The following is a 20,402-nucleotide window of genomic DNA, read 5'->3' on the forward strand; positions in this document are numbered from 1 at the left end:
GCGGTGTGAGCAGTCCCGAGCAGTCCCGCGCGCGCCGCGGCGAGTTGCGGATCTATCTCGGTGCGGCGCCGGGCGTCGGCAAGACGTACGCGATGCTCGGGGAGGCGCACCGGCGCCTGGAGCGTGGCGGTGACGTGGTCGCGGCCGTGGTGGAAACCCACGGCCGCGCCCGCACCGCCGAGCAGGCCGCCGGTCTCGAGCTGATTCCACCGAGGCTCGTCGAGTACCGCGGCACGGCGATGCCGGAACTGGATGTCGAGGCGGTGCTCGCGCGGCGGCCGGCGGTGGTGCTCGTCGACGAACTCGCGCACACCAACACCCCCGGCAGCCGCAACGAGAAGCGCTGGCAGGACGTCTACGAACTGCTCGACGCCGGGATCGACGTGCTCTCGACGCTCAACGTCCAGCATCTCGAGAGTCTCAACGACGTCGTCCAGCAGATCACCGGGGTAACTCAGCAGGAGACGGTGCCGGACGCGGTCGTGCGCGCCGCCGCGCAGGTGGAGCTCGTCGACATCACCCCGGAGGCACTGCGGCGCAGGCTCTCTCACGGCAACGTGTATTCCGCCGAGAAGGTCGATGCCGCGCTGGGAAACTACTTTCGGCGCGGAAATCTCACGGCCCTTCGTGAACTCGCGCTGCTGTGGGTCGCGGACCAGGTCGACGCCGCACTCGCGAAGTACCGCGCCGAGAACAAGATCACCGACACGTGGGAGGCGCGCGAACGGGTCGTCGTCGCTGTCACCGGGGGACCCGAGTCCGAGACCCTCGTACGTCGCGCGAGCCGCATCGCCGGCAAGGCGAGTGCGGAACTGATGGTGGTGCACGTGGTGCGGGGCGACGGCATCGAAGGAGTCTCCGCCGCCGAGATGGGGAAGGTGCGCAAGCTCGCCACGAGCATCGGCGCCAGCCTGCACAGCGTCGTCGGCGACGACGTCCCGACGACGCTGCTCGAGTTCGCGCGCGAGGTCAACGCCACGCAGTTGGTCATCGGAACGTCCCGACGGTCGCGCTGGGCCCGGATCCTCGACGAGGGAATCGGCGCGGCGACAGTCCAGCAGTCCGGAAAGATCGACGTGCACATGGTGACGCACGACGAGGCCGCGACCCGGCACCGGATCTCGTTCCTCGGCCGCGGTGAGCGCCGCGTGGTGTCGTGGCTGGCCGCGGTGATAGTGCCGTCGCTCGCGGCCGCTCTGATGGGGCTGATCGATCGATTCGCGGGGGTGGGCGGACAGAACGCGCTGTTCTTCGTCGTCGTGCTGCTCGTCGCACTGCTCGGTGGCGTCGGACCCGCGATTCTGTCCGCGCTCATCTCGGGCCTGTTGCTCAACTACTTCTTCACGGTGCCGCTCTACAGCTTCACCATCGCTCAGCCGGACAACTTCATCACCACCGTCGTGCTGTTGGTGGTGGCGGTCGCGGTCGCCATCCTCGTCGACGCGGCGGCCAAGCGGTCGCGGGAGGCGAGGCGCGCATCGCAGGAGGCCGAACTGCTGGCGCTGTTCGCCGGCTCGGTGCTGCGCGGCGCGGATCTGCCCGCGCTGCTCGAGAAGGTGCGCGAAACCTACTCGCAGACCGGGGTCAGCGTCGTGCGGCGCGGAGAGGGTGTCGTGAGCGCGGCGGGGCCGTCGGCGCCGAGCACGATCGACGAGGCAGGCACGGTGTGCGAGGTGAGTGACGGCGAGTACGCGCTGCTGCTCGCGGGGGTGGAACTGGGCGCCCGGGACCGCAAGGTCCTGTACGCGGTGGCGAACCAGGCCGTGGGCCTGATCCGGCAACGGCAACTCGCCGCCGAGGCCAGCAAGGCGCAGGCCCTCGCGGAGGCCGACCGCCTGCGACGCTCGCTGCTCTCCGCGGTGAGCCACGATCTGCGCACCCCGCTCGCCGCCGTCAAGGCCGCGGTGTCGAGCCTGCGCAGCGACGATGTCGAGTTCTCGCCGGAGGACACCGCGGAACTGCTCGCGACCGTGGAGGAGTCCACGGATCAGCTGACCGCACTCGTCGGCAATCTCCTCGATTCCTCGCGGCTCGCGGCCGGCGTCGTCAAGCCGACGCTGCGCCGGGTCTACCTCGAGGAAGTGGTGCACCGCGCGCTGGTCGGTGCGGGATTCGGTGGGCCCGGCTCCGCACGCCGGGTTCGGGACCAGGTCAAGGTCGAGGTGGGCGACGCCGCGGTGATGGCGGACGCCGGTCTGCTCGAACGGGTGATCGCCAACCTCGTCGACAACGCGCTGCGCTACGCACCGGACCAACCCGTCCGCATCGGTGCGGCGCGGGCGGGGGACCGGATGACGATTACCGTCGCCGACACCGGCCCGGGACTGGCCCGTGGCTCCCACGAGCAGGTCCTCGACGCCTTCCAACGTCTCGGCGACCGCGACAACACGGTGGGTGTCGGCCTCGGGCTGTCGGTGGTCAAAGGCTTCGTCGAGGCGATGGGCGGCACGGTCGGCGTCACGGACACCCCCGGTGGTGGGCTGACGATGATCGTGGAACTGGATGCGGCGCCCACGGGTGCCGAGGAAGCGAAAGGGGCCCCATGACGCGGGTGCTGGTGGTGGACGACGAGCCGCAGATCCTGCGGGCACTGCGGATCAATCTCAGTGTCCGCGGCTACGAGGTGACGACCGCGTCGACCGGGGCGGCGGCACTGCGTGCGGCCGCCGAGCGACACCCCGAGGTGATCGTCCTCGATCTCGGTCTGCCGGACATCGACGGCATCGAGGTGCTGGCCGGTCTGCGCGGGTGGTGCACCGCGCCGGTGATCGTGCTGTCGGCGCGGACGGATTCGTCGGACAAGGTCGAGGCACTCGACGCGGGAGCCGACGACTACGTCACCAAGCCGTTCGGGATGGACGAGTTCCTCGCGCGGTTGCGTGCCGCCGTCCGTCGCGGTGCGGCGGCCGCGGAGACCGGCGAACCCGTCGTCGTGACCGATTCGTTCACGGTCGATCTGGCCGCGAAGAAGGTCACGCGCGATGGGGCCGAGGTGCACCTGACCCCCACCGAGTGGGGCATGCTCGAGATGCTCGTCCGGAACAAGGGCAAGCTCGTCGGGCAGAAGGAACTGCTCCGCGAGGTGTGGGGGCCGGCATACGCCACCGAGACGCACTACCTGCGGGTTTATCTCGCTCAGCTGCGCCGGAAGCTCGAGGCAGATCCGTCGAAACCGAAGCATCTGTTGACCGAGACCGGCATGGGATATCGCTTCCAGGTGTAGGAACCAACGGTCGGTTCGGAAGTGGCGGACTGGACGCGCGTCCCGCATAGTCGCTGATGTGGACTCGCTAGTGGAACTGGTCACCGACATCAACGACGCGTACTGGTACGCGGTGATCGCGATCCTGGTAGGCCTGGGCCTCTACTTCACGGTGCGGTCCCGGTTCGTCCAGATCCGGTTGCTGCCGGACATGCTCCGGTCGGTCACCGAGCCTGCCGAGACACTGCCCGACGGGCAGAAGGGAATCTCGGCCTTCCGCGCCTTCTCGATCTCGGCGGCCTCACGGGTGGGCACCGGCAACATCGCGGGTGTCGCGATCGCGATCAGTGTCGGCGGGCCGGGCGCGGTGTTCTGGATGTGGCTGATGGCGCTCATCGGCGCGTCCACCGCGTTCGTCGAGTCGACGCTCGCGCAGGTCTACAAGATCCGCGACAAGGACGGCGGGTTCCGCGGCGGTCCGGCGTACTACATGCTGTACGGACTCCGGCGCCGCTGGATGGGCGTGATCTTCGCCGTCGTCATCACCGTCACCTACGGCTTCGTTTTCAATGCGGTGCAGACGAATTCGATCGTCGACGCGGTGTCCACCTCGGTCGGTGAGGAGTCCCGCGTGCTGAGCGTCGTGGTCGGACTGGTCGTCGCCGGTCTGACCGCGGCCGTCATTTTCGGCGGGGTGCGCCGGATCTCGGCGGTGTCGCAGGTGGTGGTCCCGGTGGTCGCGGGTGCCTATCTGGTTCTCGCGTTGGTTGTGGTGGCGCTCAACATCACCGAAGTTCCCGGCATGGTCCGGCTGATCGTGGAGAACGCGTTCGGCATCCGCGAGGTGGTGAGCGGCGGCTTCGCTGCGGCGTTCATGCAGGGCATTCGGCGCGGCCTGTTCTCGAACGAGGCGGGCATGGGTTCGGCGCCGAACGCCGGCGCGACCGCCGCCGTCTCGCACCCGGTCAAGCAAGGACTGGTGCAGAGCCTGGGCGTCTACTTCGACACGCTGCTGGTCTGCTCCGCAACGGCATTCATCATCCTGCTGTCGAATCCGGACTACGGGACGAAAGCCGGAGCGTCGCTCACCCAGAACGCGCTCAGCGCGCAACTCGGTGGCTGGACCGTGCACTTCCTGACCTTCGCGATCTTCTTCCTCGCCTTCACCTCGGTGATCGGCAACTACTACTACGGCGAATCCAACATCGAGTTCCTGACGGGCAACCGTCGGGTGCTGCAGGGCTTCCGGGCGCTCGTCGTGGTGTGTGTGTTCGCCGGTGCCGTCGGATCGCTGCCGCTGATCTGGGCGCTCGCCGATCTGGTGATGGGCGTTATGGCCACCGTCAACCTGGCCGCCCTGCTGCCGCTGTCGGGAGTCGCCTTCCTGCTGTTCGCCCATTACCGCCGCCAGCGGGCCGAGGGTAAGGATTCGACGTTCCACCGCGACGAGATGCCGGAGATCACGGGCATCCAGGTGTGGGATGCGGCGCCGGAGGATGGCAGGATCTCCACTCATGGCTGAACAGACTCCTGCCCCCGCACCCACCGAGCTCTGGGTCGAGCGCACCGGTACCCGTCTCTACACCGGACGCAGTTCGCGCGGCGCCGAGGTCCTGATCGGATCGGAGTCGGTGGAGGGCGTCTTCACCCCCGGCGAACTGCTCAAGATCGCTCTGGCCGCCTGCTCGGGGATGAGCTCGGACTTCCCGCTGTCGCGTCGCCTCGGCGACGACTACGACGCCACCATCCGGGTGTCGGGTGCGGCGGATCGGGAGAACGAGGTGTACCCGCAGCTCGACGAGGTGCTCGAACTCGACCTCAGTGAGCTCGACGCCGATGCCCAGGAGCGTCTCGTAGCGCTCGTCGAGCGTTCGGTCGACAAGGTCTGCACCGTCGGCCGCACGCTCAAGGCCGGCGCCAAGGTGACGCTGTCGATCAAGCGCGACTAGGACACTGCTCGTCGACGCCTGCCGCCATTCGGTGACGGCAGGCGTCGATGGCACCTATCGCTGTGCAGGCCCTACGCCGCGTGTGGTCCTGCCCTCCCATTGGCGAGGATGGGTTTCTTGTACGGGTCGACCGTGCTTGGTGGGGTGAACCACGGGTGGCGGTCGGCACCGATTTTCACTTGCCAGTGGCTGTGGTGGAGGAGCCTGTGGTGGTAGCGGCAGAGTAGGACGAGGTTGTCGAGGTCGGTGGGTCCGCCGTCGGCCCAGTGCTTGACGTGGTGGCCTTCGCAGTGGGCGGGTGGTGCGCCGCAGCCGGGGAATGCGCAGCCGTGGTCGCGCGCGACCAACGCCCTGCGCTGCTTCTTGGAGACGGTTCGGCTGGTGCGGCCGAGGTCGATGGGGACGCCGTCGTGCATCACGATCGGGGTGAGGTGGCAGTCGCAGGCGAGTCTGCGGGCGGTGGCGATCGACAGTGGTCCCATCCAGGGCATAGTGGCAACGTCTTTGTCTCCGAACAGGTCCGGCTCACCATCCGGATGGGCCGACTCGTGATCCGCTTCGCTGCACGCAAGGTCGGCGGCATTCACGTGCAGGGACAGGTGGGGCCGTTCGCCACCCTCGACCGGCGCCTCGCCGGAGTCGAGGTAGCGGCGCAGGATCTCGGCGAACGCGTCCGCGCGCTTCTGCGCCGGGGTGTGCGAGCCGGCGGGGTCGTCGACCGGATTCCTCGGCTTGGTCAAGGCAGACAACGCTGTCAGCAGCATCTCGCCGGTGACGGCGTCGAGATCGCCCTTCACGGCGACGCGTCCGTTCAGGGTTTTGGAGGCGTGGAATTCGTTGCGTTCGGTGTCTTCGCTGGGTGGGAGTTCGTCGGATTCGAAGATCCGCTCGAGCCTCGCGATGCAGGTGCGCACGGTCATGGTGGTCGCGGCCGGGCCAGTGGCGGCGTCCAGCAACACTTTCCGGCACGCACCCAACGCCTCTACAGGCATGCCGCGCGGCGGGGTTTCGCAGAATTTACCGATCAACGCGGCATGCTCCGCCGAAATATCACCGGTGTTGAAGGCGTCGGCAATCTCGGGTTGCCGACTCAGCATCCTGCCCAACGCTAGGATCCGTGCCGCGGCCGGTACTTCCAACAATGTGTTCGCAGCCAGCCACTGCTTGACGCTACGGAATCCGAGGGTGTCCAACGAGACCGCACGCTCATCGACTTCGGCAACCATCGCGACACGTAACGCCTCGAGGCGTTCGATCTCACGGGACACGTCGAGCATGCCCTGCAGCAGCGAGATCTCGGGGAGGCTGCGCGCGTCGTCGGGCTGCAGCTCGGTGGCTGCGATTGCCGAATTATTGAGTCCCCCCGGATTCATGACACCAGCCTACTTCGAACTGGTGTTCGAGTCAACGGCGGCATTACGTCCGGATCTGAACTTCGACGCAAGCCGACCGGTTCACATAGCTTGTGCATGTGCAGCTGAGGTGTTCGACGACGGACGCGGTTCCGCTGGGCCTTGCGGATGGCTCCGTCGCCGTCGACCGGGACGAGCCGCGCGCGGAACCGTCGCGGGAGGCCTCGTGATGCCCAACAGGCTCGCGCCTCTAGGTAGCGGAGACCTGCGCACCACGGGTGCCGGGTCGGAGCGTACGCGTTCGGGTCGCCCGGGATCGACCGGGATCCGGGCCAAGCCCGGGACTCTGAGATCGTGGGACAGCCGCGCCCTGTACACGGTGGGCTTCGACGGCGCCGTCCGGAAGCTGACCCCGCCCGTCGGATAATGGCAGCCATGACTGCCGACACCGAACGCCTCACCGCCTGGGTCCACGGGTACGTCCAGGGCGTCGGCTTCCGGTGGTGGACGCGGGCGCGGGCGCTCGAGCTCGGACTGGTCGGGCACGCCACCAACCACGCCGACGGCCGAGTGCTGGTGATCGCCGAGGGCGCGAGACCGGAGCTGGAGCGGCTGCTGGAGCTGCTGCGATCGGGGCAGACCCCGGGAAACGTGACGCTCGTCGTCGAGCACTTCGACGCGGCGCGCGGAGGCCTTTCCGGGTTCGTCGAGCGCTGATCCGCCGGTAGAGTTCGCCGTCATGCACCTGAAGAGTCTGACGTTGAAGGGCTTCAAGTCCTTCGCGTCCGCGACGACTCTGAAGTTCGAGCCGGGCATCACGTGCGTCGTGGGTCCCAACGGGTCGGGCAAGTCGAACGTCGTCGACGCCCTCACCTGGGTGATGGGGGAGCAGGGCGCCAAGGCGCTGCGCGGCGGCAAGATGCAGGACGTCATCTTCGCCGGCACCGCCGGACGGGCACCGCTGGGCCGTGCCGAGGTGACGCTCACGATCGACAACTCCGACGGTGCGCTGCCGATCGAGTACTCCGAGGTGTCGATCACACGGCGCATGTTCCGCGACGGCGCCGGCGAATACGAGATCAACGGCAACTCGTGCCGCCTGATGGACGTGCAGGAACTGCTCAGCGACTCCGGCATCGGCCGCGAGATGCACGTCATCGTGGGGCAGGGCCGTCTGTCCGCGATCCTCGAATCGCGTCCCGAGGACCGGCGCGCCTTCATCGAGGAGGCCGCCGGCGTCCTCAAACACCGCAAGCGTAAGGAAAAGGCCGTCCGCAAGCTCGACGCGATGCAGGCCAACCTCGCGCGGCTCACCGACCTCACCGCCGAACTGCGCCGGCAGCTCAAGCCGCTCGGTCGCCAGGCCGAGGTCGCGCGACGTGCGCAGACCGTCCAGGCGGACCTGCGGGACGCGCGGCTGCGCCTGGCCGCGGACGATCTCGTCACCCGCCGGGCCGAACTCGCCAACCAGACGCACGACGAGAAACTCGCCCGCGAACAGCACGAGACGGTGCAGGCGGCGCTCGAGGCGGCCACCGCGGAACTGGGCGGTCACGAGCAGGCGCTGGCCCGTCTGACGCCGCAGGCCGAGGCGGCGAGCCAGACGTGGTTCCAGCTGTCGGCGCTGGCCGAACGGGTGAGCGCGACCATCCGGATCGCGCAGGAACGCGCGCGGCACCTCGACAGCGAGCCCGAGACCGGTCGGGGTCAGGACCCCGACGAGATGGAGGCGCGCGCCGAGCGGATCGCGGCGGAGGAGACCGAATTGATCGCCGCCGTCGAGATCGCACGCGCGACACTCGACGCGGCGCGGGAACAACTCGCCGAACGCGAGGAGGCGGCCGCCGAGGCCGAGCGTGCCCACTTCGCGGCGGTCCGGGCGATCGCGGATCGCCGCGAGGGGCTGGCCCGGCTGTCGGGGCAGGTCGACACGTTGCGGACCCGCGCCGAATCGGTGGATGCCGAGGTGTCCCGGCTCGACGTCGCGATCGCGGAAGCCCGGGAGCGCGGGGAGGCCGCGCAACGCGAATTCGACACGGTCGAGGCGACGGTCGACGACCTCGACGCCGGCGAACTCGGGCTCGACGGCCACCACGAGCGTGCGGTCGAGGCACTCGACCTGATCACCGCGCGGGTCGCCGAACTGCAGGCCGCCGAACGCGATGCCGGCCAGGAGGTGGCGTCGCTGAGAGCGCGCATCGACGCGCTGTCGATGGGGCTCGAACGCAAGGACGGCGGCGCCTGGCTGCTCGAGCACCACACCGATCGCGGGCTCACCGGCCCCGTCGCCGAACTGCTCCGCGTCGACGCCGGATTCGAGGCCGCGGTTGCCGCGGTGATGGGCCCGGCGGCCGACGCGATCGCCGCGGAATCCGCCGCGGCGGCGTCGGCCGCCGTGCACGCGCTGCGGACTGCCGACGGCGGCCGGGCCGCGATCCTCTTCACCGCCGAGCGGACCGACCACACGCAGCGCCCCGACCTCCCCGAGTCGGCGACGTGGATCGCCGACGCCGTGCACTGCCCGGAGTCCGTGCGCGCCGCCGTCGAGGCCCTGCTCGACCGCGTCGCCGTCGTCGATTCGCTCGATGCCGCAACCGAACTCGTGGGCGCGCGGCCGTCGGTGCGGGCGGTGACCCGGGACGGCGACCTGGTCGGAGCCGGTTGGATCACCGGCGGATCCGACCGCCGGCCGAGCACCATCGAGGTGCAGGCCGCGATCGACGCGTCGACGACGGCGCTGGAGGCGGCCGAACGCCGCTCCGAGGAACTGACTGCGGCCCTCGCCGGCGCCGTCGCCGAGCAGACCGATCGTGCCGAGGTCGCGGAGCAGGCGCTGGCCGCCCTCCACGAGTCCGATGCGAACATGTCCGCGGTCTACGAGCAGTTGGGGCGCCTGGGCCAGGTGGTCCGGGCAGCCCACGCCGAGTCGGAGCGGCTGCTCACGCAGCGGGTGAAGGCGGAGAGCGGCCGCGAGGAGACGCTCGCCTCCCTCGCCGAACTCGAGGAACGCCTGCACCGTGCAGAGGACGAACAGTCCGGCGCCGCGACCGACTCGGGCAGCAGCGCGCCTACGGATTTCGAACGGGAGGCCGCCGCGGCCGCACTCACCGAGGTGCGTGCTGTCGAGGTCGAGGCCCGGCTCGCGGTCCGCACCGCCGAGGAGCGAGCGGAATCGGTACGCGGCAAAGCGGATTCGCTGCGGCGTGCGGCCCAGGCCGAACGAGAGGCCCGCGCGCGAGCGGAACGCGCACGGCGGGCGCGTCGCACGGCCGCCGAGGTGGCGGCCGCCGTGGCCGCCGCCGGACAGAAGGTGGCCGACCGCCTCGACGGCGTGGTGGTGGCGGCCGCGGCGCATCGCGACGAGCTGACCCGTCGGCGCGCCGCACATACCGAACAGGTCGAGGCCGTCAAAGAGCGCGTCCGGCAGCTCACCGCCCAGATGGCGGCGCTCACCGACGCGGTCCACCGGGACGAGGTGGCGCGGGCGCAGGCGGCCCTGCGGATCGAGCAGCTCGAGCAGACGATTCTCGAGCAGTACGCGGTCAACCTCGACGATCTGATCGCCGAGTACGGTCCCGACGTCGCGCTGCCGCCGTCGGAACTCGAGATCGCGGAATACGAGCAGGCCCGGGAGCGCGGCGAGCAGGTCACCCGGCCCGCGCCGGTGCCGTACGACCGGGCCTCGCAGGAGCGCCGGGCGAAGCGCGCCGAGAAGGACCTGGCGACGCTCGGCAAAGTCAATCCGCTCGCGCTCGAGGAGTTCGCGGCGCTCGAGGAGCGATACAACTTCCTCTCCACCCAGCTCGAGGACGTCAAGAACGCGCGCAAGGACCTGCTCGGGGTGGTCGCCGACGTCGACGCCCGCATCCTGCAGATGTTCACGGAGGCGTATGCGGACGTCGAACGCGAGTTCGTCGAGGTGTTCGCGAAACTCTTCCCCGGCGGCGAGGGCCGCCTGGTGCTCACCGATCCGTCGGACATGCTCACCACCGGCATCGAGGTGGAGGCCCGCCCGCCGGGCAAGAAGGTCAAGCGGCTGTCGCTGCTGTCCGGCGGCGAGAAGTCGCTCACCGCGGTCGCGATGCTGGTCGCGATCTTCCGGGCGCGGCCGTCGCCGTTCTACGTCATGGACGAGGTCGAGGCCGCGCTCGACGACACGAACCTGCGGCGCCTGATCGGGCTGTTCGAGCAGTTGCGGGAGAAATCGCAGCTGATCGTGATCACCCACCAGAAGCCGACGATGGAGGTCGCCGACGCGCTCTACGGCGTCAGCATGCGCGGCGACGGCATCACCACCGTCATCTCGCAGCGCCTGCGCGGTCAGGACCTGGTTGCCGGGTGAACCCGGCACCGTCACTCACGTGCGTGCACCCCGCACGACCCCACCGAACTACATGGGAGAACCATCGATGAACGCCCACAACTTCCCCGTCCAGACCGCCGATGGGGCCACCGAGGATCTCAGCGCCCACAAGGGCAAGCTGCTGCTGATCGTCAACGTGGCGAGCAAGTGCGGACTCACGCCGCAGTACGAGGGCCTCGAGGCGCTGCACCGCGCCAACCAGGACAAGGGGCTGCAGATCGTGGGCTTCCCGTGCAACCAGTTCGGGGACCAGGAGCCGGGGGACGACGCCGAGATCCAGCAGTTCTGCAGCGTCAACTACAACGTCACCTTCCCGGTGTACGCGAAGCTCGAGGTCAACGGCGAGGGCGCCCACCCGCTGTACCAGTACCTGCGCGCGCAGGCCCCCGGTGACTTCGGTCCCGACCACGGCTTCCTCTACGAGCACGTCAGCAAGACCCGCCCCGAGGCGATCGGCACCGACGAGGTCAAGTGGAACTTCACGAAGTTCCTCGTCGACCGCGACGGCGAGGTCGTTCGCCGCTTCGAGCCGACCGTCACCCCCGAGCAGATCGCCGAGGAGATCGCCGCCCTGCTCTGACGGCCCGACGTGACACCCGAGGATCCGCTCCTCGGGTGTCACGGACCGATCTCGGCCCGCCCCGCCGGTCTTGCCCGGAGGCGTCACGGACGCGGGCAGCCTGACAGGATGTCGGTGTGACTACCGGAGCCTGGATAGCAATAGCGGCCGTACTGGCCGTCCTCGTCGTGGCGCTCGTCGTCGGCCTGACCATGGCCCGGCGTCGCCGCATCAGCCTCACCGCGGCGCCCGAGAAGCCCGAGCTGACGGAACAGCCGAAGGACCGTTCGGGCGGATATCAGGCCGGTGGCGGCTTCAACTTCAGCCAGGGGCCGTCCGCCACCGCCCCTCCCAAGGTGCCACCGGCCGCGCCCAAGCCACCGGTTGCCCCGCCGGTGCCGCCGGTCGCGCCGCCGGTTCCGCCGACAACGCCCGTCCCCGAGGCAGAGCCCACCGTCGCTCCGGAGCCGGTTGCCGAGCCCGAGGCGCCGGCAGCACCCGCACCCGTCGCACCCGAACCTGTCGCTCCGCCGGAGCCGGTCGTCGAACCTGCGCCCGAGCCCGTCGTCGAAGAGCCGGCCCCCGCAGCCGAGCCCGCGGTCGAGCCGGAGCCCGTGGTCGAGCCGGAGCCCGTGGTCGAACCGGAGCCCGCCCCCGCGATCGAGGAGATCGCCCCCACCGAGGGTCGGCTGGACCGCCTGCGCGGGCGGCTGTCTCGTTCACAGAACGCCGTCGGCAAGAGTCTGCTCGGTCTGCTCGGCGGTGGAGACCTCGACGAGGATTCGTGGGAGGAGGTCGAGGACACGCTGCTGATCGCCGACCTCGGCACCGCCACCACCGTCAAGGTCGTCGAGCGCCTGCGGTCGGAAATGGCATCCCGCGGCGTGCGCACCGAGGCCGAGGCCCGGGCCCTGCTGCGCGAGGTGCTCGTCGACGAACTGCGTCCCGAGATGGACCGTTCGATCCGCGCCCTGCCGCACGGCGATCATCCCGCCGTCCTGCTCGTCGTCGGCGTCAACGGCACCGGCAAGACCACGACGACCGGCAAGCTCGCCCGCGTCCTCGTCGCCGACGGCCGTCGCGTCCTGCTCGGCGCCGCCGACACCTTCCGGGCCGCCGCCGCCGACCAGCTGCAGACGTGGGCCGAGCGCGTGGGCGCCGAGGTGGTTCGCGGACCCGAGGGCGGCGATCCGGCCGCGATCGCGTTCGATTCGGTCGCCAAGGGCATCGAGGACGGCGTCGACGTCGTCGTCATCGACACCGCCGGCCGTCTGCACACCAAGACCGGTCTCATGGACGAGCTCGGCAAGGTCAAGCGCGTGGTCGAGAAGAAGGCCGCCGTCGACGACGTGCTGCTGGTGCTCGACGCCACCGTCGGACAGAACGGTCTGATGCAGGCCCGCGTGTTCGCGGAGGTCGTCGACATCACCGGTGTCGTGCTCACCAAGCTCGACGGCACCGCGAAGGGTGGCATCGTCTTCCAGGTCCAGCACGAGCTGGGTGTGCCGGTGAAGCTCGTCGGACTCGGTGAGGGCGCCGACGACCTCGCTCCGTTCGAGCCCGAGGCCTTCGTCGACGCGCTGCTCGGCTGACAGTTCCCGCCCCCGCTGCCCGGTCCCTCTTCGGAGGGGCCGGGCCGCGGCGTTTCGTCGGCGTTTCGGGGCGTTCCTGACGGTTCGCGGCGTTCCGGGCACCGCTGCGCGCAACCGCGAAACCCGACTGCAACACAACTGGCCGATCCGTTCACCTATCCGAAACGCTGTGCAACCACGGATGAAACACCAGGTGAGCAGTCTTGCTGATCAGAACGACAAGACTGACGAGGAGGCTCACCGTGGACTTTCCCACTATCGGAGCCCCGGACACCGGGGACACCGCGTGGATGCTCATGAGCGCCGCGCTGGTGCTCTTGATGACTCCGGGCGTCGCGTTCTTCTACGGAGGCATGGTCCGTGCGAAGAGCGTGCTGAACATGATCATGATGAGCGTCGGCGCGATGGGCGTCGTCGGCGTGCTGTGGGTGCTCTTCGGCTATTCGATCGCCTTCGGTGACGACAAGGGCGGACTGATCGGGGATCCGACGGAATTCTTCGGGCTGAAGGGATTGTTCGGAGGTGACTACCTCGGCGATGCGGAGGCCGGCGCCGCCGCGGCGATCCCGCTGGTCGGCACCATCCCGGCGCTCGTGTTCGTCGCCTTCCAGGCGATGTTCGCGATCATCACCGTCGCCCTGATCTCGGGCGCGGTCGCCGACCGCATGAAGTTCGGCGCCTGGCTGCTGTTCGCCGGACTGTGGGCGACGGTCGTCTACTTCCCGGTCGCGCACTGGGTGTTCTCGTTCGACGGGGTCACCGCGGAGACGGGTGGCTGGATCGCCAACAAGCTCGGCGCGATCGACTTCGCCGGCGGCACCGCAGTGCACATCAACGCCGGTGTCGCGGGCCTGGTCCTCGCCGTCATGCTCGGCAAGCGCCGCGGCTGGCCCAAGACGCCCTTCCGGCCGCACAACCTGCCGTTCGTGATGCTCGGCGCCGCGCTGCTGTGGTTCGGTTGGTTCGGCTTCAACGCGGGTTCGGCGGTGGGCTCCAACGGCGTCGCCGGTGCCGCGTTCGTCACCACGATCGTCGCGACCTGCGCCGCAATGCTCGCGTGGTTGCTGGTGGAGAAGATCCGCGACGGCCACGCCACCACCCTCGGTGGTGCGTCGGGCATCGTCGCCGGCCTGGTTGCCATCACCCCCGCCTGCTCGTCCGTCGACGTGGTCGGCGCGATCGTGATCGGTGTCGTCGCCGGTGCACTGTGTGCCCTCGCTGTGGGGCTCAAGTACCGCTTCGGCTACGACGATTCGCTCGACGTGGTCGGCGTCCACCTCGTCGGTGGTCTCGTCGGAACCCTGCTGGTCGGCCTGGTCGCCACCGAGGCCGCACCGGCCGGCGTGAACGGCCTGTTCTACGGCGGCGGACTCGACCAGCTGTGGCGCCAGGCGGTCGGCGCGGGCGCCGTGCTCGTGTACTCCTGCATCGCAACGGCCGTCATCGCGCTTATCGTGAAGGTCACGATCGGACTGCGGGTCAGCGCCGAGGCCGAGGCTCGTGGTGTGGACGAGGCCGAACACGCCGAAAGTGCCTACGACTTCGTCGCACTTGCAGGTAGCCCGGTCCCGGGGCGCGTACCGGCGCCCGCAACTGTTGCCGCCAGGGAGGCATGAGTCATGAAGCTGATCACCGCAATCGTCAAGCCGTTCACGCTCGAGGACGTCAAGACCGGACTCGAACAGGCCGGTGTTCTCGGTATGACGGTCAGCGAGGTCCAGGGGTACGGGCGGCAGAAGGGTCACACCGAGGTCTACCGCGGCGCCGAGTATTCGGTCGACTTCGTTCCCAAGGTTCGCGTCGAGGTCGTTGTCGAGGATTCGGTCGTCGACAAGGTCGTCGAGGTCATCGTCGAGGCCGCGCGCACCGGCAAGATCGGTGACGGGAAGGTCTGGGTCACCCCGGTCGAATCGGTCGTCCGGGTCCGTACCGGCGAACGGGGCGGGGATGCGATCTGACCCTCGCGGGTCCGGATTCGACGGCCCTGATCCTGTCGCCGTCACGGCGGCGGGGTCGGGGCCGTCCGGGTCTCAGGGACCCGACGACCACCAGCCCGACGACGCCCGGGATCTCGCCCGGGCGCGCGAACAGCTACTGGCCGGCGGCACCCGGAACCATCGCCTCGACGCACCGTCGCTGCGGCACGCCCTGGTCGATCTGCACGAATTCTGGCTCACCACAAAGGGACACGAGCTGGGGATCCGGCCCGATTCGGGCTTCGCGATCGTGGCGGTCGGGGGCCTGGGCCGCCGCGAGATGATGCCCTACTCCGACCTGGACCTGATCCTGCTGCACGACGACGTCGATCCCGCGCAGGTCGCTCAGGTCGCCGACCAGTTGTGGTATCCGCTGTGGGACGCGCACATCAAGCTCGACCACAGCGTGCGGACGGTGCCGCAGGCGCTGCAGGTCGCCGCGACCGACCTCACCGCCACGCTCGGGATGCTCGAGGCCCGGCACATCGTCGGCGACATCGAGCTGAGCCACCTGCTCGTCGGTGGTGTGCGCCGGCAATGGCGCACCGGGATCCGTTCCCGCTTCGACGAACTCGTGGAGCAGGCGCAGGCGCGCTGGGCCCGCAGCGGGCAGATCGCGCACCGCGCCGAGCCGGACATCAAGAACGGACGTGGTGGGCTGCGGGACGTCCAACTCCTCAACGCGCTGTCCATCGCTCAGCTCACCGACGGGATGCCCGGGCTCGGACCGGACACTCCCGGTGGCGGCCTCGCGCTGGCGCATCGGCGCCTGCTCGACGTCCGCACGGAACTGCATCGGGTGGCCGGGCGCTCACGCGATCAGCTGCGGGCCCAGGACGCCGACGAGATCGGTGCGGCCCTGCGGATCGGCGACCGCTTCGACCTCGCGCGCACGCTCAGTGACTGCGCCCGCACGATCGGCTACTCGGTGGATGTGGGGCTGCGGACGGCCGGCAACTCGCTGCCCCGGAAGGGACTGTCGAAGCTGCGCCGGGTGCCGCTACGCCGGCCGATCGACGAGGGCGTGGTGGAGCAGTCGGGCGAACTGGTGCTCGCGCGCGACGCCCGGCCCAAGCGCGATCCCGGCCTGGTGGTGCGGGTCGCGGCGGCGTCGGCCTCGACCGGGCTGCCGATCTCGGCGTCCACGCTGGGCCGACTGTCCGACAGTGCGCCCGAGCTGCGGGAGCCGTGGCCCAAGGGCGCGCTGGGCGACCTGCTGGTGCTGCTCGGCTCCGGCCACCGAGCGATCCCGACGATCGAGGCGCTCGACCGCACCGGACTGTGGGGCCGGTTGCTGCCCGAGTGGGGCGCAGTGCGTGACCTGCCGCCGCGCGACGCCGTGCACACGTGGACGGTCGACCGGCATCTCGTCGAGACCGTCGCGCAGGCGGGCGCGCTCACGACGCGGGTCTCGCGGCCCGACCTGCTGGTGCTCGGTGCGCTCCTGCACGACATCGGGAAGGGCCGCGGCGGCGACCACAGTGTCGTCGGCGCCGAACTGGCGGCCCAGATCGGGGCGCGGCTCGGGCTGTGGCCGTCGGACATCGCGCTGTTGACCGGGATGGTGCGCCACCACCTGTTGCTGGCGCAGACGGCCACCCGCCGCGACCTCGACGACCCGGCCACCGTGCAGATGGTCGTCGACAAGCTCGGCGGCGATCCGGTGCTGCTCGAACTACTGAGCGCGCTCGCCGAGGCGGACTCGCTCGCCACCGGCCCGGGTGTGTGGGGCGACTGGAAGTCCTCGCTCATCGGCGAGTTGGTGCGCCGCTGCCGGCTCGCGATGGCGGGCGACAAGCTACCGGTGCCCGACCCCGTCGATCCGGCGCTCGTCGACGTGGCGATGCAGGGCGGTGTGCACGTCACTCTCGATCCGGGCACTGCCGCGCACACCTACGTCGTGACGATCGTCGCACCCGACACCCCCGGGTTGTTGTCACACGAGGCGGGAGTGCTCGCGCTGAGCTCGCTGCGGGTGCTGTCGGCGTCGCTCGGCAGCCACGGGGACTCGGCGATCAACTCGTTCGTGGTGGCCCCGCGATTCGGTGCACCGCCCCAGGCCGGGCTGCTGCGCCAGGAACTCGTCCGGGCGATGGCCGGGGAGATCGACGTCCTCGAGCAGCTCGACACCAAGGAACGTGAGGCGCGCGAGAACCAGGTGCTCGAGGATCGGACGGCCGCCGCGGTGCCGGTGCAGTACGCGCTGGCGCCCCCGCGGGTGATCTGGTTCGACGTGATGGGCGGGGACGATGCCCAGGGCGACGCGATCGTCGAACTCCGGGCGGAGGACCGGCTCGGGATGCTCAGCCGCCTGGCCAGGGTGTTGGAACGCAACGGCGCCGACGTGCGCTGGGCGCGGGTCAGCACGCTCGGATCGTCGGTGGTCGATGCGTTCTGCATCAGCATGGAGGGCGGCGGCACGCGCGCCCGGCGGGAGCAGCTCGAGAACGCGATCCTGTCGGTCGTCCCCGCTCCGGAGCCGAAGAAGGAGGAGCCCGTGGCGGAGTGAGCCGTACAGGTCGCGCCCCGCCGGGGTTGCCGCGCGGATGTGGCCGCTCGAACGGTTACCCTGGTTCGGAGAATTATTCACGGCCTGCGGCCGGACCAGCACAGAGCTCAGGAGCGCATTCGGTGTTCGAATCCCTTTCCGACCGGTTGACCGGAGCCCTCAAGGATCTGCGTGGCAAGGGTCGACTCTCCGGAGCCGACATCGACGCCACGTGCCGCGAGATTCGTCTCGCGCTCCTCGAGGCCGATGTCGCGCTCCCCGTCGTTCGCACCTTCATCGCCAAGATCAAGGAGCGTGCGAAGGGCGCCGAGGTCTCGGCGGCGCTCAACCCGGCGCAGCAGGTCGTCAAGATCGTCAACGAGGAACTCGTCGGCATCCTCGGTGGTGAGACGCGTCGCCTGCAGTTCGCGAAGACGCCGCCGACCGTGATCATGCTGGCCGGTCTGCAGGGTTCCGGTAAGACCACCCTCGCCGGCAAGCTGGCCAAGTGGCTCAAGGATCAGGGACACACGCCGCTGCTCGTCGCGTGTGACCTCCAGCGTCCGGGTGCTGTCACCCAGCTGCAGGTCGTCGGTGAGCGCGCGGGCGCGGCGGTGTTCGCGCCGCACCCCGGCACCTCCATCGGCGGCGGCGAGAACCCGCTCGGCATCTCGGCCGCCGACCCCGTCGAGGTCGCGCGTGCAGGTGTCGAAGAGGCCCGCAACAAGCAGTACGACGTCGTGATCGTCGACACCGCCGGCCGCCTCGGCATCGACGAGGAGCTGATGGCGCAGGCCGCGGGCATCCGCGACGCCGTCCAGCCCGACGAGACGATCTTCGTGCTCGACGCCATGATCGGCCAGGACGCGGTGCACACCGCGGAGGCGTTCAAGTCGGGTGTCGGCTTCACCGGTGTCGTGCTCACCAAGCTCGACGGCGACGCCCGCGGTGGTGCGGCGCTGAGCGTCCGCGAGGTCACCGGCGAACCGATCCTGTTCGCCTCGACCGGTGAGAAGCTCGAGGACTTCGACGTCTTCCACCCCGACCGCATGGCGAGCCGCATCCTCGGCATGGGCGACGTGCTCACCCTCATCGAGCAGGCCGAGCAGGTCTTCGATGCCCAGCAGGCCGAGGCCACCGCCGCGAAGATCGGCTCGGGCGAGCTGACCCTCGAGGACTTCCTCGAGCAGATGATGGCCGTGCGCAAGATGGGTCCGATCGGCAACCTGCTCGGCATGCTGCCGGGCGCCGGTCAGATGAAGGACGCGCTCGCCAACGTCGACGAGAAGCAGCTCGACCGCATCCAGGCGATCATCCGCGGCATGACGCCCGCGGAGCGCGAGAACCCGAAGATCATCAATGCCTCGCGCCGTCTGCGTATCGCCAACGGTTCGGGCGTCAAGGTCTCCGACGTCAACCAGCTCGTCGACCGCTTCTTCGAGGCCCGCAAGATGATGGCCGCGATGGCCGGACGCATGGGCATGCCCGGCGCGCGCAAACAGGTGCGTGGCAAGAAGGGCAAGAAGGGCAAGAAGGGCGGCAAGGGCCCGACGCAGCCGAAGATCAAGGGCGGCTTCCCCGGAATGCCGGGCGGTCTGCCGGGCATGCCGGGCGGGATGCCTGCCGGCTTCCCGGACCTGTCGAAGATGCCCAAGGGCCTCGACCAGTTGCCCCCGGGCCTCGACGGCATCGACCTGTCGCAGCTCAAGCTCCCCAAGAAGTAGGCCTGCGTGACGTCCTTCCACCTGCGCGGCACCGGTCTGCCGGACGAGCAGCCATTCGAACTGTGGATCCGGGACGGCAAGATCACCGACGAGGCGGTGCCGGACGCGCAGACGCTGTGCACCGAGGGCTGGATCCTGCCCGGTCTCGTCGATGCGCACTGCCACATCGGGATTCGCTACGGCGGCGGTGCCGAGGACCTCGACGGTGCGCTCGCGCAGGCGCGGATCGAGCGGGATGCCGGTGTGCTGCTGGTCCGCGACGCCGGATCGCCGGTGGACACGCGTTCGCTCGACGACGTCGCGGGACTGCCGCGGATCATCCGCGCCGGACGGCACATCGCTGCCCCCAAGCGCTACATCCGCGGTCTGCCCGTCGACCTCGAGGACGAGTCGCAGCTGCCCGACGAGGTGGTGCGACAGGCCCGCGCCGGTGACGGCTGGGTGAAGCTGGTGGGGGACTGGATCGACCGCGAGGTCGGCGACCTGGCGCCGCTGTGGAGCGACGGCATCCTCGTCGAGGCGATCGAGGCCGCGCACCGCGAGGGCGCCCGGGTCACCGCGCACGTGTTCGGCGAGGACGCGCTGCCCGGACTGATCGATGCCGGGATCGACTGCATCGAGCACGGCACCGGCCTGACCGATGCCACGATCGCCATGATGGCCGAACGCGGCACCGCCCTGGTGCCGACACTGATCAACATCGACAACTTCCCGGAGATCGCCGACGGCGCAACGCGGTTCCCGGTGTACGCGGCGCACATGCGCGACCTGTACGCGCGGGTGAACGACACCATCGGCGCCGCCCGCGACGCCGGCATCCCGATCTACGCGGGCACCGACGCCGGCGGGCACGTCCGGCACGGCCGCGTCGCCGACGAGGTCACCTCGCTCGGCAAGGTCGGCATGACACCCACCGAAGCCCTCGGCGCCGCGTGCTGGAACGCGCAGAGTTGGCTCGGCGGCGGGGGACTGGCTCCGGGTGCACCCGCGGATCTGATTGTCTACGAACAGGATCCGCGAACCGGTCCGCAGGTGCTGTCGCAGCCGTCGCTCGTGGTGGTCGGTGGCGAGGTCGTGACGGCGCGGGGTTCGTTCGCCTGAGCCGGCGCCGTGGCGCAACACCGTATTGCGGGGGACCTGATCGTTCCTGCCCCGAACTGTCCGCCCCCTGTGCCAGAATCCGTCTCGCGTGGATCG

14 protein-coding genes are annotated in these 20,402 nt (G+C 69.8%); 13 read left to right on the forward strand and 1 reads right to left on the reverse strand.

Going from position 1 to position 20,402, the window contains the following annotated elements:
• Positions 1–5 precede the first annotated feature (5 nt).
• Genes ABEU20_RS00540 through ABEU20_RS00555 form a run of 4 tightly spaced genes read left to right on the forward strand, consistent with a single transcriptional unit; the run spans position 6 to position 5,151 of the window.
• Positions 6–2,546 (forward strand): sensor histidine kinase, encoded by a 2,541-nt coding sequence (locus ABEU20_RS00540; RefSeq protein WP_420162465.1) that lies wholly within the window; start codon positions 6–8, stop codon positions 2,544–2,546.
• Positions 2,543–3,223, forward strand: coding sequence for a response regulator (locus tag ABEU20_RS00545; protein ID WP_420162466.1), 681 nt, complete (start codon positions 2,543–2,545; stop codon positions 3,221–3,223). Before ABEU20_RS00540 ends, ABEU20_RS00545 begins: the two co-directional genes overlap by 4 nt.
• A gap of 58 nt (positions 3,224–3,281) precedes the next feature.
• Complete coding sequence (locus tag ABEU20_RS00550; RefSeq protein WP_420162467.1) at positions 3,282–4,724, forward strand: alanine/glycine:cation symporter family protein; 1,443 nt, start codon at positions 3,282–3,284, stop codon at positions 4,722–4,724.
• Positions 4,717–5,151: an OsmC family protein gene (locus ABEU20_RS00555; RefSeq protein WP_420162468.1), complete on the forward strand. Its 435-nt coding sequence runs from the start codon at positions 4,717–4,719 to the stop codon at positions 5,149–5,151. The genes ABEU20_RS00550 and ABEU20_RS00555 overlap by 8 nt, the downstream gene beginning before the upstream one ends.
• Positions 5,152–5,222: 71 nt before the next feature.
• On the opposite strand, the gene ABEU20_RS00560 is transcribed toward ABEU20_RS00555, so the two are convergent.
• Complete coding sequence (locus tag ABEU20_RS00560) at positions 5,223–6,524, reverse strand: HNH endonuclease signature motif containing protein (RefSeq protein ID WP_420162469.1); 1,302 nt, start codon at positions 6,522–6,524, stop codon at positions 5,223–5,225.
• Between the two features lie 414 nt (positions 6,525–6,938).
• On the opposite strand from ABEU20_RS00560, the gene ABEU20_RS00565 reads away from it, so the two are divergent.
• The 9 genes from ABEU20_RS00565 to ABEU20_RS00605 all read left to right on the forward strand — a co-directional run bounded on the left by ABEU20_RS00565 (position 6,939) and on the right by ABEU20_RS00605 (position 20,306).
• On the forward strand, positions 6,939–7,220 hold the full coding sequence (locus tag ABEU20_RS00565) for an acylphosphatase (RefSeq protein WP_420162470.1): 282 nt from the start codon (positions 6,939–6,941) through the stop codon (positions 7,218–7,220).
• Positions 7,221–7,242: 22 nt separating this feature from the next.
• The gene (gene smc, locus ABEU20_RS00570) at positions 7,243–10,845 is read left to right on the forward strand and encodes a chromosome segregation protein SMC (RefSeq protein ID WP_420162471.1); all 3,603 of its coding nucleotides are present in this window, start codon (positions 7,243–7,245) and stop codon (positions 10,843–10,845) included.
• A 67-nt stretch (positions 10,846–10,912) separates the two neighbouring features.
• Positions 10,913–11,446 (forward strand): glutathione peroxidase, encoded by a 534-nt coding sequence (locus ABEU20_RS00575; protein WP_420162472.1) that lies wholly within the window; start codon positions 10,913–10,915, stop codon positions 11,444–11,446.
• A gap of 116 nt (positions 11,447–11,562) precedes the next feature.
• On the forward strand, positions 11,563–13,017 hold the full coding sequence (ftsY, locus tag ABEU20_RS00580; protein ID WP_420162473.1) for a signal recognition particle-docking protein FtsY: 1,455 nt from the start codon (positions 11,563–11,565) through the stop codon (positions 13,015–13,017).
• A gap of 290 nt (positions 13,018–13,307) precedes the next feature.
• Positions 13,308–14,633: an ammonium transporter gene (locus ABEU20_RS00585; protein WP_420163110.1), complete on the forward strand. Its 1,326-nt coding sequence runs from the start codon at positions 13,308–13,310 to the stop codon at positions 14,631–14,633.
• A 3-nt stretch (positions 14,634–14,636) separates the two neighbouring features.
• Positions 14,637–14,975, forward strand: a complete 339-nt coding sequence (locus ABEU20_RS00590; protein ID WP_005512103.1) for a P-II family nitrogen regulator — start codon at positions 14,637–14,639, stop codon at positions 14,973–14,975.
• Positions 14,965–17,502 (forward strand): [protein-PII] uridylyltransferase, encoded by a 2,538-nt coding sequence (locus ABEU20_RS00595; RefSeq protein WP_420162474.1) that lies wholly within the window; start codon positions 14,965–14,967, stop codon positions 17,500–17,502. Before ABEU20_RS00590 ends, ABEU20_RS00595 begins: the two co-directional genes overlap by 11 nt.
• Positions 17,503–17,624: 122 nt before the next feature.
• Positions 17,625–19,205: a signal recognition particle protein gene (gene ffh / locus ABEU20_RS00600; protein ID WP_420162475.1), complete on the forward strand. Its 1,581-nt coding sequence runs from the start codon at positions 17,625–17,627 to the stop codon at positions 19,203–19,205.
• A gap of 6 nt (positions 19,206–19,211) precedes the next feature.
• On the forward strand, positions 19,212–20,306 hold the full coding sequence (locus tag ABEU20_RS00605; protein WP_420162476.1) for an amidohydrolase family protein: 1,095 nt from the start codon (positions 19,212–19,214) through the stop codon (positions 20,304–20,306).
• Positions 20,307–20,402 lie beyond the last annotated feature (96 nt).

It is taken from the genome of Rhodococcus parequi (genome assembly GCF_046042785.1).
GTDB classification, from domain to species: Bacteria; Actinomycetota; Actinomycetes; order Mycobacteriales; family Mycobacteriaceae; genus Prescottella; species Prescottella parequi.